This window comes from Crenobacter caeni (assembly GCF_010435965.1).
Classification (GTDB): Bacteria; Pseudomonadota; Gammaproteobacteria; order Burkholderiales; family Chromobacteriaceae; genus Craterilacuibacter; species Craterilacuibacter caeni.
The window spans coordinates 66,919-81,207 of record NZ_JAAGAA010000005.1; the positions used below are offsets into that span (position 1 = coordinate 66,919).

Annotated in this window: 12 protein-coding genes; 11 read left to right on the plus strand and 1 reads right to left on the minus strand. The window is 69.9% G+C overall.

Features of this window, described 5'->3' with window-relative positions; translation table 11 throughout:
- The first annotated feature begins 368 nt into the window (after window positions 1-368).
- From GZH52_RS07025 to GZH52_RS07070, 10 genes are all read left to right on the plus strand, one after another.
- Window positions 369-1,301 carry a sigma-70 family RNA polymerase sigma factor gene (locus tag GZH52_RS07025; protein ID WP_163315777.1) on the plus strand — a complete coding sequence of 311 codons (933 nt, stop codon included), beginning with the start codon at window positions 369-371 and terminating at the stop codon, window positions 1,299-1,301.
- Between the two features lie 157 nt (window positions 1,302-1,458).
- Window positions 1,459-2,319 carry a flagellar motor stator protein MotA gene (motA, locus tag GZH52_RS07030; RefSeq protein ID WP_163315778.1) on the plus strand — a complete coding sequence of 287 codons (861 nt, stop codon included), beginning with the start codon at window positions 1,459-1,461 and terminating at the stop codon, window positions 2,317-2,319.
- A gap of 12 nt (window positions 2,320-2,331) precedes the next feature.
- Complete coding sequence (gene motB, locus GZH52_RS07035) at window positions 2,332-3,225, plus strand: flagellar motor protein MotB (protein WP_163315779.1); 894 nt, start codon at window positions 2,332-2,334, stop codon at window positions 3,223-3,225.
- Window positions 3,226-3,231: 6 nt separating this feature from the next.
- Window positions 3,232-3,963, plus strand: coding sequence for a class I SAM-dependent methyltransferase (locus GZH52_RS07040; protein WP_163315780.1), 732 nt, complete (start codon window positions 3,232-3,234; stop codon window positions 3,961-3,963).
- Window positions 3,953-5,281: a histidine kinase gene (locus GZH52_RS07045; protein ID WP_163315781.1), complete on the plus strand. Its 1,329-nt coding sequence runs from the start codon at window positions 3,953-3,955 to the stop codon at window positions 5,279-5,281. Before GZH52_RS07040 ends, GZH52_RS07045 begins: the two co-directional genes overlap by 11 nt.
- The gene (locus tag GZH52_RS07050) at window positions 5,278-6,072 is read left to right on the plus strand and encodes a TrmH family RNA methyltransferase (protein WP_163315782.1); all 795 of its coding nucleotides are present in this window, start codon (window positions 5,278-5,280) and stop codon (window positions 6,070-6,072) included. Before GZH52_RS07045 ends, GZH52_RS07050 begins: the two co-directional genes overlap by 4 nt.
- Before the next feature lie 71 nt (window positions 6,073-6,143).
- On the plus strand, window positions 6,144-6,482 hold the full coding sequence (locus tag GZH52_RS07055) for a YegP family protein (protein WP_163315783.1): 339 nt from the start codon (window positions 6,144-6,146) through the stop codon (window positions 6,480-6,482).
- A gap of 572 nt (window positions 6,483-7,054) precedes the next feature.
- On the plus strand, window positions 7,055-7,786 hold the full coding sequence (locus GZH52_RS07060; RefSeq protein ID WP_163315784.1) for a metallophosphoesterase family protein: 732 nt from the start codon (window positions 7,055-7,057) through the stop codon (window positions 7,784-7,786).
- Window positions 7,753-8,517: an SGNH/GDSL hydrolase family protein gene (locus GZH52_RS07065; protein ID WP_163315785.1), complete on the plus strand. Its 765-nt coding sequence runs from the start codon at window positions 7,753-7,755 to the stop codon at window positions 8,515-8,517. Before GZH52_RS07060 ends, GZH52_RS07065 begins: the two co-directional genes overlap by 34 nt.
- On the plus strand, window positions 8,517-10,628 hold the full coding sequence (locus GZH52_RS07070) for a putative bifunctional diguanylate cyclase/phosphodiesterase (protein ID WP_163315786.1): 2,112 nt from the start codon (window positions 8,517-8,519) through the stop codon (window positions 10,626-10,628). Before GZH52_RS07065 ends, GZH52_RS07070 begins: the two co-directional genes overlap by 1 nt.
- Here the strand turns inward: GZH52_RS07070 and GZH52_RS07075 are convergent.
- On the minus strand, window positions 10,601-13,072 hold the full coding sequence (locus tag GZH52_RS07075) for a cation-translocating P-type ATPase (protein WP_163315787.1): 2,472 nt from the start codon (window positions 13,070-13,072) through the stop codon (window positions 10,601-10,603). The two genes, GZH52_RS07070 and GZH52_RS07075, sit on opposite strands and share 28 nt — an antisense overlap.
- A gap of 281 nt (window positions 13,073-13,353) precedes the next feature.
- Here GZH52_RS07075 and GZH52_RS07080 point away from each other — a divergent pair, with 281 nt between their 5' ends.
- Window positions 13,354-14,280 (plus strand): AAA family ATPase, encoded by a 927-nt coding sequence (locus tag GZH52_RS07080; RefSeq protein WP_163315788.1) that lies wholly within the window; start codon window positions 13,354-13,356, stop codon window positions 14,278-14,280.
- Window positions 14,281-14,289 lie beyond the last annotated feature (9 nt).

Consider the following 14,289-nt stretch of genomic DNA (forward strand, 5'->3'; position numbering starts at 1 on the left):
CTGTCCTAAACGAAGTCAAATCAATAATCAGGATAAATTATTCAATTTATAGATGCAGCCCGCGGCCTTTGCCACCCGATATGCCGGCAGGCGGCGCGGGGGGTGCTAGTGCCTGCTAGCAACGCATGGTCGCCGGATAGGGGCTATGGCGGCCGGCGTGGCAATAAACTGTCCGCGCCGGCGGTAAATTGCATTGGAATGCCATAAAAATCGAATGTTCGACCATTCCGGACTTGCATGTCGGGCTGCATTGCGAGCCGTTCCCGATAGTGTTTGGTTTTGCCTGAGGCGCCCGTTAGCATGGATAACACACTCAGTAGTGGATTTTGTTATTGGGAGGTCAGGATATGGTGTTTTGTGCGGATTGGGTGGCAGCGGAGGGTGCCGATCAGCCGGAAGAGGAGGCTGAAGCTTTAGCCGATGCGCCGGACAGCCTGCCGCTGGCCGGGGCGGGCGAAGACTGGCGCAGCGAGACGGCTGATCTTGCGCAGGTCTATCTGAACGAGGTCGGCCGCAAGCCGCTGCTCACGCAGGCAGAGGAGCAGTATCTGGCCCGCCTGGCGAGGGACGGCGACGACGATGCGCGCCGGCAGATGATAGAGCGCAACCTCAGGCTGGTCGTCTCGGTCGTCAAGCGCTACCAGGGCCGCGGGGTCGACTTCCTGGATTTGATCGAGGAAGGCAACCTCGGCCTGATGCACGCGCTGGAGAAGTTCGACCCCGACCTGGGTTACCGCTTCTCGACCTACGCGGTGTGGTGGATTCGCCAGAATGTCGAGCGCGCCTTGCTCAACCAGTCGCGCACCGTGCGGCTGCCGGTGCACGTGGGCAAGCAGCTGGCGCGTCTGTTGCGCGCGGCGCGCGAGCACGAGCGCCGTCATGCCCGCGAGGCCAGCATGCCCGAACTTTCCCGTGCGCTGTCGCTGGACGAGGCGGAGGTGGCCGAGCTGCTGACCTTGCAAAAAGGCTGCGTGTCGTTCGAGACGCCGATCGCAGGCCAGAGCGAACTGACCCTGGCCGACATGCTGCCCGACCCGCACGCGCGCGGGCCGGAAGGCCTTCTCGGTGCGAGGCAGCTCGACGAAGGGATGGGGCGCTGGCTCTCGGCGCTCTCGCCCAGGCACCGCGCGATCATCGAGTTGCGCTACGGGCTGGGCGACGAGGCGCCGCTGACGCTCGAGGCGGTCGGCGCACGGCTGGGCATCAGCCGCGAGCGGGTCCGCCAGTCGCAGATCGAGGCGCTGGAAGCCTTGCGCCGCCAGTTGCGGCGCGAGGGGCTGGACGCCAGCCTCCTGTCCTGAAGCCGCCGGTGCTCGTCAGGCGGACCGCGCTTGGGCTTGCGCACCTGCCTGTAATATACTGGCGGCGCTATTACGGTCGCAGGTGTCGCCATGCGCGTGACGCCAGAGCCCCGCCACAGGGGACATCGCAGGCCGGATTTTCATTTTGGGGGTCTGCATGTTCATTCCAATCGGCTACGTGGTCATCTTCGCGGCGTGCCTGGGCGGCTTCGCGCTGGCGGGGGGGCACCTGGCGTCGCTGTTCCAGCCGGTGGAACTCCTGATCATCGGCGGTGCGGCCGTCGGCGCCTTCATCGCCGCCAACGGCGGCGCACCGCTGAAGGCGACCGGCAAGGCTCTGCCCACCGTGTTCAAGGCCTCGCCGTACAGCAAGGCGTTCTACATGGACCTGTTCGCCTTGCTGTTCGAGGTGCTCGCCAAGGTGCGCAAGGAAGGCCTGATGTCGGTCGAGGCCGACGTCGACGCGCCCGAGTCCAGCCCGCTGTTTTCCAAATACCCGGCCATCCTGGCCGACCACCATGTGGTCGAATTCATCACCGACTACCTGCGCTTGATGGTTGGCGGCAGCCTCAACGCGTTCGAGATCGAGAACCTGATGGATGTCGAGCTGGAGACGCACCACCACGAGGGCGAGGTGCCGGTCAACGCGGTGAAGAGCCTGGCGGACAGCCTGCCCGCCTTCGGTATCGTCGCCTGCGTGATGGGCGTGGTGCATACCATGGAGTCGGTCGGCCTCCCGCCGGCGGAACTGGGCAAGCTGATCGGCGCCGCACTGGTCGGCACCTTCCTCGGCATCCTGCTGGCCTACGGCTTCGTCGCGCCGATCGCGACCGCGCTCGAACACAAGCTTGCCGACCAGACCCGCGTGTTGCAGACGGTCAAGGTCACGCTTCTGGCCAGCCTCAACGGTTACGCGCCGCAGGTGGCGGTCGAATTCGGCCGCAAGGCGCTGGCCGGCCACGACCGCCCGTCGTTCCGCGAGCTCGAAGAGCACGTCAAGCAGGCCAAGGCCAAGTAAGGAGCGCCGACGATGGCAGACGAGTCGCAGCGCCCCATTATCGTCAAGCGGGTCAAGAAGGGTGGCCACGGCCACCACGGCGGGGCGTGGAAGATCGCCTACGCCGACTTCGTGACCGCGATGATGGCGTTTTTCCTGTTGATGTGGTTGTTGGGCTCGGTTTCGCAGGGGACCTTGCAGGGTATCTCCGAATACTTCAGGACGCCGCTGAAGGTCGCCTTGTCGGGCGGGCAGGGGGCGGGCGACGCCACCGCCATCATCAAGGGCGGCGGCACCGACCTCACGCGCCAGGCCGGGCAGGTCAAGCGCTCCAACCGGTCGCCGGAGGACGTCGAAGCCGAGAAGAAGCGGCTGAAGGCCCTGCACGACAAGATCAGCGCGGACTTGCGTACCAGCAACGTGCTGAAGTTCTACAAGGACCAGCTCAGGCTGGAGATGACGCCGGACGGGCTGAAGATCCAGCTGCTCGACGAGAAGAACCGGCCGATGTTCGCCTCCGGCAGCGCGGCCTTGCTGCCGCATACCCGCGAGATCCTGCGCGAGCTTGGCTACGAGCTCAACGCCGTGCCCAACCTCCTGAGCGTATCCGGCCACACCGACGCCGCGCCGTTTTCGGGCGGACAGCAAGGCTACAGCAACTGGGAATTGTCGGCCGACCGTGCAAACGCGGCACGCCGCGAGCTGATCCTGGGATCGATGGACCCGTCCAAGATCCTGCGCGTGGTGGGCCTGGCCAGCGCCAACCCTCTGAACCGGCAGAACCATTTCAGCCCCGAGAACCGCCGCATCGAGATCGTGATCCTCAACCAGGACGCGGTCGACCGCATCCGCTCGGACGGCGCGAGCGCCGACGCTGCCGCGCCGGCGCCGGCAGAAGAGGGCATGCAGGCGAGCGGCGCAGGCTAAGCGGCCATGTTGCGCGCGGCGCTCGCCGTCTTCCTCGCCTCGCTCGCGGCGTGGGCGCTCTTCGCGCCGCTGGCCGAGCCCGGGCGCTGGGCGCTCGCGCAGGCGGCTTTCTGCCTGCTGCTCGGGCGCGCGCTGTCGCTTGGCGGCGTACGCCTCATCGCGCTTGGCCTGTTCGCACCTGCGTTGCTCTTGGCGCTGCAGTGGTCGCTGCCGCCTTGGGTGTGGGCGCTCGCGGCGCTGCTGACCTTCGCGCTCGCGCGCAACGCGCCGACGCAGCGCGTGCCGTTCTACCGCTCCTCGGGCGAGGTGTGCCGGGTGCTGTCGCACTGGCTGCCGCAAGGCGCTCGGCTGTGCGATTTGGGCTGCGCCGACGCGCGCATGCTCTTTTCGCTCGCGCGCTTGCGCCCCGACCTCGTGCTCACCGGCGTGGAGAACGCGCCCCTGCCGTGGCTGGCGGCGCGTGTACGCTGGTCTCTGGCGGGCCGTCCGGCAAACGTGAAGATCGTCTTCGGTGATTTGCGCCGCCTGCCGCTGGCGGGTTTTGACGTGTTGTACGCCTTCCTGTCGCCCGCGCCGATGCCTATGCTGTGGCGGCGTTTCCAGCGCGAGGCGGATGCGGGCGCCTGGCTTGCCAGCAACTCCTTTGCTGTCCCAGACGCGCCTGCCGAGCGCACGCTGCCGCTGGGTGGCCCCTTGCAGACCGAACTTCTCCTTTGGCGTCGACCGCATGCAACTTGAACACTGGCTCGCCGGCCTCGTGTCCCGGCGTCTTCCCGTGCTGCCCAATAGCCGGCGCGCGCTGGGCCGCCTGCTCGCCGAGGGCGACGCGCTCTCGCTCGAGGCGCTGGCCAACCTCACCCTGTCCGACCCGCTGATGCTGTTCGACCTGATGCGGCTGTGCGGGTCGGTGCCGCGGCTCGAGGCCTCCGGCAAGCTGCCGGCGGTCGAGCAGGTGCTGATGCTGCTCGGGGTCGATACCGTGCGCAGCCGTTTCGCGGCGCTGGACACGCTGAGCGTGGCATCCGGCCAGCTGGATGCCGACGTCGCCGAAGAGGTGCGCGCGATGCTGGGGCGCGGCCGCATCGCGGCGCAGATCGTCAAGGGCTGGCTCGCGCTCGCCGGCGAACCCAGGGTCGAGGACTGCTTCATCGCCGCCGAGCTCTACAACCTGCCGGCGTGCGTCTACCTGCTGGACAGCAATACCCTGACCGGCAAGCCGCCATTGCAGGCGGCGGCCGACGCTTTCGGCACCGACTATCCGCTGCTGCTGTCGGCCTTTGTCCGCAAGCTGGGCCTGCCTGGCGCGCTGGGTGCCTTGCTGGGGCCGGGCTCGCCCAACCGCCAGCGCGGCCTGCTCAAGCTTGCGGTCGCGACCGCAGAGGGGGTCGACCAGGGCGTCTGGCGCGCCCCGTGGCTCGCGGGTGTCGAGGCGGCTGCGTCGCTCTGCGGTGCGCCGCTGGACGATGCGCTCGAAGTCGTGCAGCGCGCCGTGCTGCAGGTGGCCAGAAGCGGTACCGCGCCCGAGTACGGCTTTGCCGCTAGGCGCCTGATCGCGCTCGAGGGGGCGGTGCCACCGCCTGTACCGCGCGTGCGCGCGGCAGCGGCCATCGACGCCGTGCGGCCGGACGCGGTGATCCGCGAGGCGCTGCGCCACTTGGCTAACGACCTTAGGTTCTCGCGCGTGCTTTACTACCGTGTTGACCCGGCGGCAGCGTGCCTGCGCCTGCGCTTCCAGGTCGGCGTGCGCGAGGGCGAGCCGCTGGCCAGGCTGGCACCCGAACTGGGCGAGGGGCGCCTGCTCTCGACCCTGATGTCGCGTGCGCAGTGCCTGTTCACGCCCGCGCACGCCCTGGAGCAGCTTGCCAGCCGTTACGGGGACGTGCTGCTCACTGCGCTGGGGCCGGGCGACAAGGCCTTCCTGTCGCTGTGGGCGCACGGCGTGCCGCTGGGCCTGTTCGTCGCCGATAACGGGCCGGGCGGCCGAGCAATCGACGCGGCAACTTTCAACCAATTCAAGGCCCTGGCAGCCGGGCTGCCGGGGCGGACATCCGCATGAGCAAACTGATCACCTCCGCGAACAACGACGCCGTCAAGGCGCTGGCCAGGCTCTCCGACAGTGCGCGCGCGCGCCGCAAGGCGAACCTGATGGTGCTAGAAGGCATCCACCTGATCGCGGCCGCCCGCGACGCCGGCGTGCTGCCGCAGACGCTTTACGTGAACGAAGACGCGCACGCGCACCCGGAGGTGGCGGCCTTGCTCGCGTCTCTTGCCGGGTGCTGCGAGGTACTGGTCCTCGCGCGGGGCGTGCTCGGAAGGTTCAGCGCGCTTGCGTCGGCCCCCGAGCTGATCGCGCTCGCCGCGCGGCCGCAGCCGCAGCCGGCCCCGGCAGGCGCGTGCTGCGTGCTGCTGGAGGACGTGCAGGACCCGGGCAATGTCGGTACCATCCTGCGCTCGGCGGCCGCGTCGGGCGTGCGCGACGTCTACCTGTCGCAAGGCTGTGTCGACGTCTATTCGCCCAAGGTGCTGCGCGCCGGCATGGGCGCGCACTTCGCGCTGTCGCTGCACGAGGGGGCGGACCTGGCCGCCTTGCTGGACACTTTTCCCGGCCGGCGCCTGGTCACGCATCTTGCCGGCGCGCACTCGCTGTACGAGGAAGACCTGGGCGGGCAGGTCGCGCTGGTGTTCGGCAACGAGGGCGCCGGCGTGTCGGACGCGCTGCTTGCGCGCGCCGACGCGCGCATCCTGATCCCGATGCCCGGCCACGCCGAGTCGCTGAACGTCGCGATGGCGGCGACTGTCTGCCTGTTCGAACGGGTCAGGCAGCGTCTTGCCTTGCAAAACGGATGAAGCCTGGCTTTTTCTGATCTAGATTGGCTGGAGGCGGGCGGCTTGCCCGTGTTCTTCCAGCGGAGGGTCAGATGTCCGGAAAATTCGAAATCAGCGCGTCGAGCAACGGCAAGTTCCTGTTCAACCTGAAGGCCCGCAACGGGCAGGTGATCCTGACCAGCCAGCTGTTCGATTCGGTCCACCATGCCGTCGAGGCGGCGCAGTCGCTGCAGCAGGACAGGAAGCTTTCCGATCGCATCCACCGCAAGGTGTCCACCGCCGGCGAGCCCTATTTCAGCATCCACGGTGACGGCGACAAGGTGATCGCGCGCAGCCAGATGTATTCGTCGAGCACCGCGATGGAAAAAGGCATCGACTCGGTGCTCGAGCACGCGCCGCAGGCGCTGCTCGTCGACACCACCGCAAAGTAGGCGCTAGACATAGCGCTGCCCGAACACGCCAGGCGGCTGCGGATGGCCAAGCAGGTCACCTTGCAAGGCACCGCAGCCGCGCGCAGAGGTTGTCGCGCTGCGTGTCTGTTTCCATACCCCCGGGCCAGTGCGAGCGCCATCGCCTTGCCCGGCGCGATCATGGTGCCGACGACCTCTGCGTCCTCGGTGTCGCGCGTAACCTCCCGCAGCAACGGGCCCCAGCCGCGTGCCCCAGCGTATTGTTGCGTTCCTTTAAGTGCCAAGGTCGAGGCCGATCCGCTCGCCCTCCCGCGCGCGGCGACCTGCAGGCGTTTGCGTCCGTCCGTGCCCGTGAACGGCGCCTTGACCGAGCGGAAGTGGCGGAGCTCGCCGCAGGCAGCGTCGATCAACGTCTCGGGTGCCCCGGCCTGCAGGACGCGGGCGATGTTCTGGTTGTGCGAGAAGGCCATGAATATCAGTCCAGTGCCAGTGCCGGGTGTTGCGCGCAAGCCATGCTTTGGGCATTTGTGTGGCGGGGCAGGCGAGGTTTGCCCCTATGATGTCGAAGCTACCCTCCGACCGGGAACTTTGTCATGCGCATTGCCCTTGTTTCAGACATCCACGGCAACCTGCCCGCACTGGAAGCCGTCGCCGCCGACATCCGTCGCCGGGGCGCCGATGCCGTCTACGCGCTGGGCGACTTGCTGTCCGGCCCGCTCGCGGCAAGGGATACCGCGCACTGGCTGATGGCGAGCGGCTGGCCGTGCCTAGCCGGCAACCACGAGCGCCAGCTCCTGAGCGCCGACCCGGTCGTGCACGAGGCGTCCGACCGCGCGGCGCTCGCCGAACTGGATGCGGAGTCGCTCGCCTGGCTCTCGACCCTACCGCCGACGCTGCGCCCTGCGTCCGACATCCTGCTCTGTCACGGCACGCCCACCAGCGACTGCCGTTACCTGCTGGAGACGGTCGACAGCGGCGGGATCCGCATGGCCAGTGGCGACGAGATCGCCCTGCGGCTCGCCGGCGAGACGGCGTCGCTGGTCGCCTGCGGACACAGCCACCTGCCGCGCGCGCTCGAAGCGGCGGGCGTCACCCTGGTCAACCCCGGCAGCGTCGGCCTGCCCGCGTACGCGGATACGACGCCCATGTACCACCGGGTCGAGACCGGCTCGCCCGACGCCCGCTACGCGCTTGTCGAGCGGCTGGGCGGTCGTTGGCATGTCGACCTGGTGTCGGTGCCGTACGACTGGCGGCCGATGGCGGCGCTGGCCGCGCGCAACGGCCGCGCCGAATGGGCGCGTGCACTCGCGAGCGGGCGCGTTTGAGGACGCCTTGCTGGGCGTACTGGCCGCTCGCGCCGCTGCTGGCCTGGCAGGGGCAGCAGGTGCGCCAGCGCACGCCGAAGCTGCCGGAGCCGGCCGGGGAGCGCGAGGGCGAAGCGGGCGAGGGCACGCCCCTGTCGCTGCTGATTGTCGGCGATTCGTCTGCCGCCGGTGTCGGCGTCGCCAGCCAGGCCGACGCACTGTCCGGCCAACTGCTGGCGGCGCTGGCGCCCGGGTTTCGGGTGCGCTGGCAATTGCGGGCGCAAAGCGGGCTGACCAGCGACGAAATGCTCGCCTGGCTCGCCGCCGAGCCGCCGGCGCGTTGCGATGTGGCGGTTTCTGTCTTGGGCGTCAACGACGTGACCTCGCAGCAGCCGCTGGCGCGCTTTGTCGAAATGCAACGGGCGCTGGTTGAGCGGCTGCAGGGGCTGGGCGCGCGGCGGGTGCTGCTGTGTGCGCTGCCGCCGATGCAGTGCTTTCCGGCCTTGCCTGCGCCGCTGGCCGGCTACCTCGGTGCACGGGCCAGGCGTTACGACGCGGCGCTCGCTGCCTTGTGCGCGGCAACGCCCGGTTGCCGGCGGGTCGGCTTTACCGGCCGGGCGGAGCCGGGCTGGGTCGCGTCCGACGGTTTTCACCCGGGGGCCGCGTGCTACAGGGCATGGGGCGGGGCGCTGGCACGGTCGATCATCGACGCGTGGCCGCAAGCACAGGGCACAGGGACGAGGAGGTCGTGATGGAAACGCTGGATCAGGCGGGGCACTCCCCGGTTGGCGAGTTGGTCCGCCACCTGCGCGCGCAGCAGGCGGCCGAACGCAAGCTGTTCGACGGCGGGCCGGTGATGGTACTGGTGTGGCTGCCCGAGGACGGCTGGCCGCTCGAGTACGCGTCGGCGAATGTCGCGGCGCAACTGGGCTACACCGCGCGCGAAATGCTCGCGCCGGGGTTCCGCTATGCGGATCTGGTGCATCCGGACGACCTTGAGCGCGTCGGTCGCGAAGTGAGCGAGCGGGTCGCCGCCGGCCTGCCCGAGTACGAACAGTCGTACCGCCTGCGCGGCAAGGACGGGTGCTGGCGCTGGTTCTACGATTTTTCCCGGCCCGAATGGGACCGGAACGGGCGCGTGGTGCGCATCCGCGGTTACCTGATCGACCGCACCCGCCACAAGGAGGCCGAAAACGCGCTGCAGGAGAGCGAACGCCGGCTGCGCCTTGCGCAGGCGGCGAGCGGCGCCGGCATCTGGGAGTGGCAGTTTGCCGGCGACCGCGTGCTGTGGGACGCGTTGTGCTGGCAGATGCTCGGCTACGAAGACCAGGCGTTCGCGATGGACTACACGCGCTGGAAGACGCTGGTCCACCCGGACGACAGCCTAGGTGCGCTGGAGACGCTGCGCGAGCAGCTCGCGCGCGCGCAGGCGTTCGTGATCGAGTTGCGCCTCAGGCGTGCCGACGGCGCCTGGCAGTGGACCGAGGTGCGCGGCAAGGCGGTCGAGGCGGGGCCGGATGGCCAGATGCGGCGGGTGCTGGGCACCCATATCGACATCTCGGCGCGCAAGGCGAGCGAAGAGAAGATCGAGCGGATGGCGTTCTACGACACGTTGACCGGGCTGCCGAACCGGCGGCTGCTGCTCGACCGGATCGGGCAGGCGATCGCCGGTGCACGCCGCGCGGGCCGCCAGGGGGCGCTGGTGTTCGTCGACCTCGACCGTTTCAAGCAGCTGAACGACACCCTGGGCCACGAGATGGGCGACGCGATGCTGGTCGAAGTCGCGCGGCGCCTGCAAGGGGCGGTGCGCGCGAGCGATACCGTCGCACGCTTAGGCGGCGACGAGTTCGTCGTGATGCTGACCGGCCTGCCCGGGCAGGCCCGTGCGGCCGCGTTGCAGGCGGAAACGGTGGTGCAGGGCATGCTGGCCGAGCTTGCGCGGCCGGTGCAGCTTGGCGGGCACCAGCGCTATACCGGGGCCAGTTTCGGCGTCGCGCTGTTCGACGGCAGGCTGGCCGACGCCGACACCCTGATCCGGCGGGCCGACATGGCGATGTACCACGCCAAGCGGGCCGGCCGCCATACCCTGCGTTTCTTCGACGAGGCGATGCAGGTGGCGTTCAGCACGCGTGTGCAAGGCGGGCAGGCCCTGCGCCGGGCGCTGGCCGAGGGGGGCGTCGAACTGCATTTCGAGCGGCAGTTCGGCCGCGCGCGCCAGGTCGCCGGCGCCGAGGCGCTGCTGCGCTGGCCGCGGCGAGACGGGGGCATGCTGCGGGCACGGGAGGTGCTCGCGCTCGCCGCAGAGGCCGGGCTGTCGGTCCAGCTTGGCCGCTACCTGCTCGACGCCGCGTGCGCGACGCTCGCGCGCTGGCGCAGCGACGGCGAACACGGTCACTGGCAGCTCGCGCTCAACGTCGACGCCGTCCAGCTCTACCATCCGGATTTTCCGCGCGAACTGGCGGTGTCGCTCGAGCGGTACGCGCTAGCGCCGGGGCGCCTGACGCTGGAAGTGCCGGAGGGTGCGCTGGCCGGCCGCGAGGAGGAGGCTCAGGCGCGCCTTAAGGCGCTTGCCGGGCTCGGCGTTCGCCTGTCGCTCGACAATTTCAGCCTGGCCTTCGCGACGATCGCGCAACTGGGCAGCCTGCCGCTGTCCGAGGTCAAGGTCGATTGCCGCCAGCTGTGGGCGCTGCAGGGCGAGGCGGGCGCACGCGCGCTCTCAAGCGCGGTGCTCGCCTTGTGCGCGACGCTTAGGCTGCTCGTGGTGGCCCGCAACGTCGACACCGCCGCCCAATACGCCTTGTGCGAGGAAATGGGCTTTCACGCGTGCCAGGGCCGCTACTTCGGGGACGCCGAAGCGCTGTGACGCGCGGCGAAGCGGACCAGGGTGCGGGCCGCGCGCGCGAGCGGCAGGCTGGCGAGCGCGCCGGTCAGCGCGAGAAGCAGCATGGACGGCGGCGGCCAGGCGAAGCCGAACGCGGCGGAGAGCGGCGCAAAGGCCAATAGCGGCAGCGGCACGACAGCGCCGCAGAGCATCACCCAGCGTGCGGCCTTGGGCAGGGCGGCGAGTCCCTGTTCGCGCAGCGCGCCGATCAGCAGCACGCTGGCGAGCAGCAGGGTCGCGAAGGCGGTGGCGCGCGCGGCTGGCGTCGCCAGTTGCGCGAGCGCCAGCGCGTAGACGCCGCCTGCTGTCAGCGCGACCGCCAGCCCCGCGGCCAGCGCGGCGGCGATGTCGGCGCCACCGGGCAGCGCGTGCCGCGCAGGCGGCGCGGCCAGCGGGTCGGCGTGGCCATGGTCGGCCTCGAACGCGACCGAGCACGCCGGGTCGATCAGGATCTCGAGCACGGCGATGCACAGCGGGGTGAGCAAGGGCGGTACGCCGAACAGCACCGCCGCGAGCGAGAGCACGACGATGGGCACGTGCACGGCGAAGGTGTAGAGCAGCGCGGCGGCAAGATTGGCGTTCATGCGCCGCGCCTGCGACAGCGCGCCGACGATGGACGTGAAACTGTCGTCCGACAGCGTCATCGCCGCCGCTTCGCGCGCGACGTCGGTGCCGCGCGCGCCCATCGCCAGCCCGACGTCGGCCGCCTTGAGCGCCGGCGCGTCGTTTACCCCGTCGCCGGTCATCGCGACGACATGCCCGGCGCCTTGCAAGGCGCGCACGATAGAAAGCTTGGCCAGCGGGCTGACCCGCGCGAACACGCTGCAACGCGCGAGTGCCCGGGCGCGCCCAGCCTCGTCCAGCGCGCCGAACTGGCTGCCGGTGATCACCTCGGCCCCGGCGATGCCCGCCTCGCGCGCGATTGCGCGCGCGGTCTCCGGGTGGTCGCCGCTGATCATCACCACGCGCACGCCGGCGCGCGCGCACTCGGCCACCGCCGCGGGCACGCCGGCCTTCATCCGGTCGGCCAGCCCCGCCAGACCCAGCCACTCGAAGTCGAAGTCGTGCTGGATCGCCGGCGGCGTGTCGTCCGTCCAGCGCGCGCGGGCGACGCCCAATACGCGCAGCCCATCCGCGGCCATCGCGCGGGCGGCTTGGGCGACGCGCTGCTTGTGCGCCGCGTCCAGGTGACAGAGTTCGGCGACCGCCTCGGGCGCACCCTTGGCGGCAATCTCGCGGCCGGCATTGCCGTCCTGCCAGCCGTGGCTCATCGCCGGCAGCTCGGGGCTGAGCGCGTACTCCCAGCTCAGTTGCCAACCCGGGTGCAGGTGTTCGCTGCCGGCAAGCTGCGCGTTCGCGTAGCGGTGGAACGCGCGCTCCATCGGGTCGAGCGGCGTCTCCTCGCTGGCGAGCACCGCGTACTCGAGCACGCGGTGGAAGGGCTCGGGCAGCGGCGTGTCCCCCGCGGTGTCGAAGGTTTCGCCGTCGACCCACAGCCGGGCGAGCTGCATGCGGTTCTCGGTCAGCGTGCCGGTCTTGTCGACGCACAGCACGTCGACCTGCCCCAGCGTCGACAGCGCGGGCAGCCTGCGCACCAGCACGCCGTGCGCGGCGAGGCGACGCGCGCCCAGCGCGAGGAACACGGTAAGGATCACCGGAAACTCCTGCGGCAGCACGCCCATCGCCAGCGTGAGGCCGGCGAGCACGGCCTGCTGCCAGGTTTCGCCCCCCAGCCAGACCATCAGCGCGAGCAGCCCGCTCAACGCGCCGCCGGCGACGGCCAGCGTGCGCGTCATCTTGCCTAGCTGGCGGGTCAGCGGCGACGCGGCCGCTTCCAGCGTACCGAGCGACGCGCCGATGCCGCCCAGCGCGGTGTGGCGGCCGGTCGCGCGGACGGTGGCGTGTGCCTGGCCGCCGACCATCAGCGTGCCGGCCATGACCTCGTCCCCGGCTGCCTTGGTCACCGGCACCGACTCGCCGGTCAGCAAGGACTCGTCGAGCGCGCACTCGTGCGCGTCGTGAAGCCTGGCGTCGGCCGGCACCCGCATCCCTTCGGAGAGCTCGATCACGTCGCCGACGACGAGGCCGCGCGACGGCACGCGCAGCCATTGCCCGTCGCGCAGCACGGTCGCCGGCGGGGCGGAGAGCTCGCGCAGCGCGTCGAGCGCGCGTTCGGTGCGCGCCGCCTGCAGCACGGTCACCACGATGATGACCGCGATAAAGCCCAGCAGCGCCAGCGCCTCGCGCGGCTCGCCCATGCTCAGGTAGATGCCGCCTGCGGCCATCAGCAGCATGAACATCGGCTCGCGCACGACGTCGGCCGCGATGATGGCAAGTGTGCGCGGCGCCTGGCCGGGCAGGGTGTTTTCGCCGTCCCGGGCTAGGCGCTCGCGCACCTGCTGGCTCGTCAGTCCGTCGGGTGTCATCGCTGGTGTGTCCCCGTCCTCGTCGCGGCGCTCCTGATCGTGGCGGCCGCCTCTTGAATGGTTTAAGGATAAGGCGGCACCCGTACCGGTCGCGCTGCCTTGTAAGCGCTTTCGCTGAAGGAGGCCGGCCATGCGCGGAACACAGGCATGCAGGCCCAGGCGCGGGACGGGCAAATTGCCACGGCCGGCTTCTCATGATTATGGGTTTGACGATATATTCTATTTGAATAATTGGTGACTGTGCTGCCTGTCGCGGCCGGCGCCCCTGAGCGCGAGGTGTCATGCAAGCTGCCATCCATGCCCTGATCGACAATGTGGAACGCGTGATCATCGGCAAACGGCCGGTGATCGAACTGGCCGTGCTGGCGCTCTTGTGCCGCGGCCATGTCCTGCTCGAGGACGTGCCCGGCACCGGAAAGACTATGCTCGCTCGTGCGCTGGCGCGTTCGGTCGACGCGCAGATGCGCCGCTTGCAGTGCACGCCGGACCTGATGCCTTCCGACATCACCGGTGTCGCGGTATGGGACCCGCACGCGCTGACCTTTCGCTTCCAGCCGGGACCGGTCTTCACGCCCATCCTGCTCGCCGACGAGATCAACCGCGCGACGCCGCGCGCGCAGTCCGCCCTGCTCGAATGCATGGAGGAGCGCCATGTCAGCGTCGACGGCGAGACGCACGCGCTGCCCGACCTCTTTACCGTGCTGGCCACGCAGAACCCGGTCGAGATGGCCGGCACCTTCCCCTTGCCCGAGGCCCAGCTCGACCGCTTCTTCGTCTGCCTGTCCATCGGCTACCCCGGCCCGGACGAGGAGCTGTGCATGCTGCAATCGCAGGCCGGCCGCCACCCGATCGAACGCCTGGAGCCGGTGATCGGCGTCGACGCGATCCGCGAGGCACGCGACGCGGTCAGGCAGGTGCATCTGGGCGAGGATGTGGCGCGCTACCTGCTCGCGATTGTCGGCGCGACCCGCAACCATCCGGATTTGCGCCTGGGCGCCAGCCCGCGCGGCACGCTGGCGCTGGCACGCGGGGCGCAGGCGCAGGCCTGGCTCGCCGGGGAAGCTTTCGTGACGCCGGATCGGGTCAAGGCACTGGCCGGGCCGGTGCTGGCCCATCGCCTGCTGCTGGACGCGCAGGCAGCGGCGATGGGGCGCGATGCCCGTGCCGTGCTGGACGAGATCGTCGCCGCCACGCCGGTGCCGGTGTGACATGCAGGG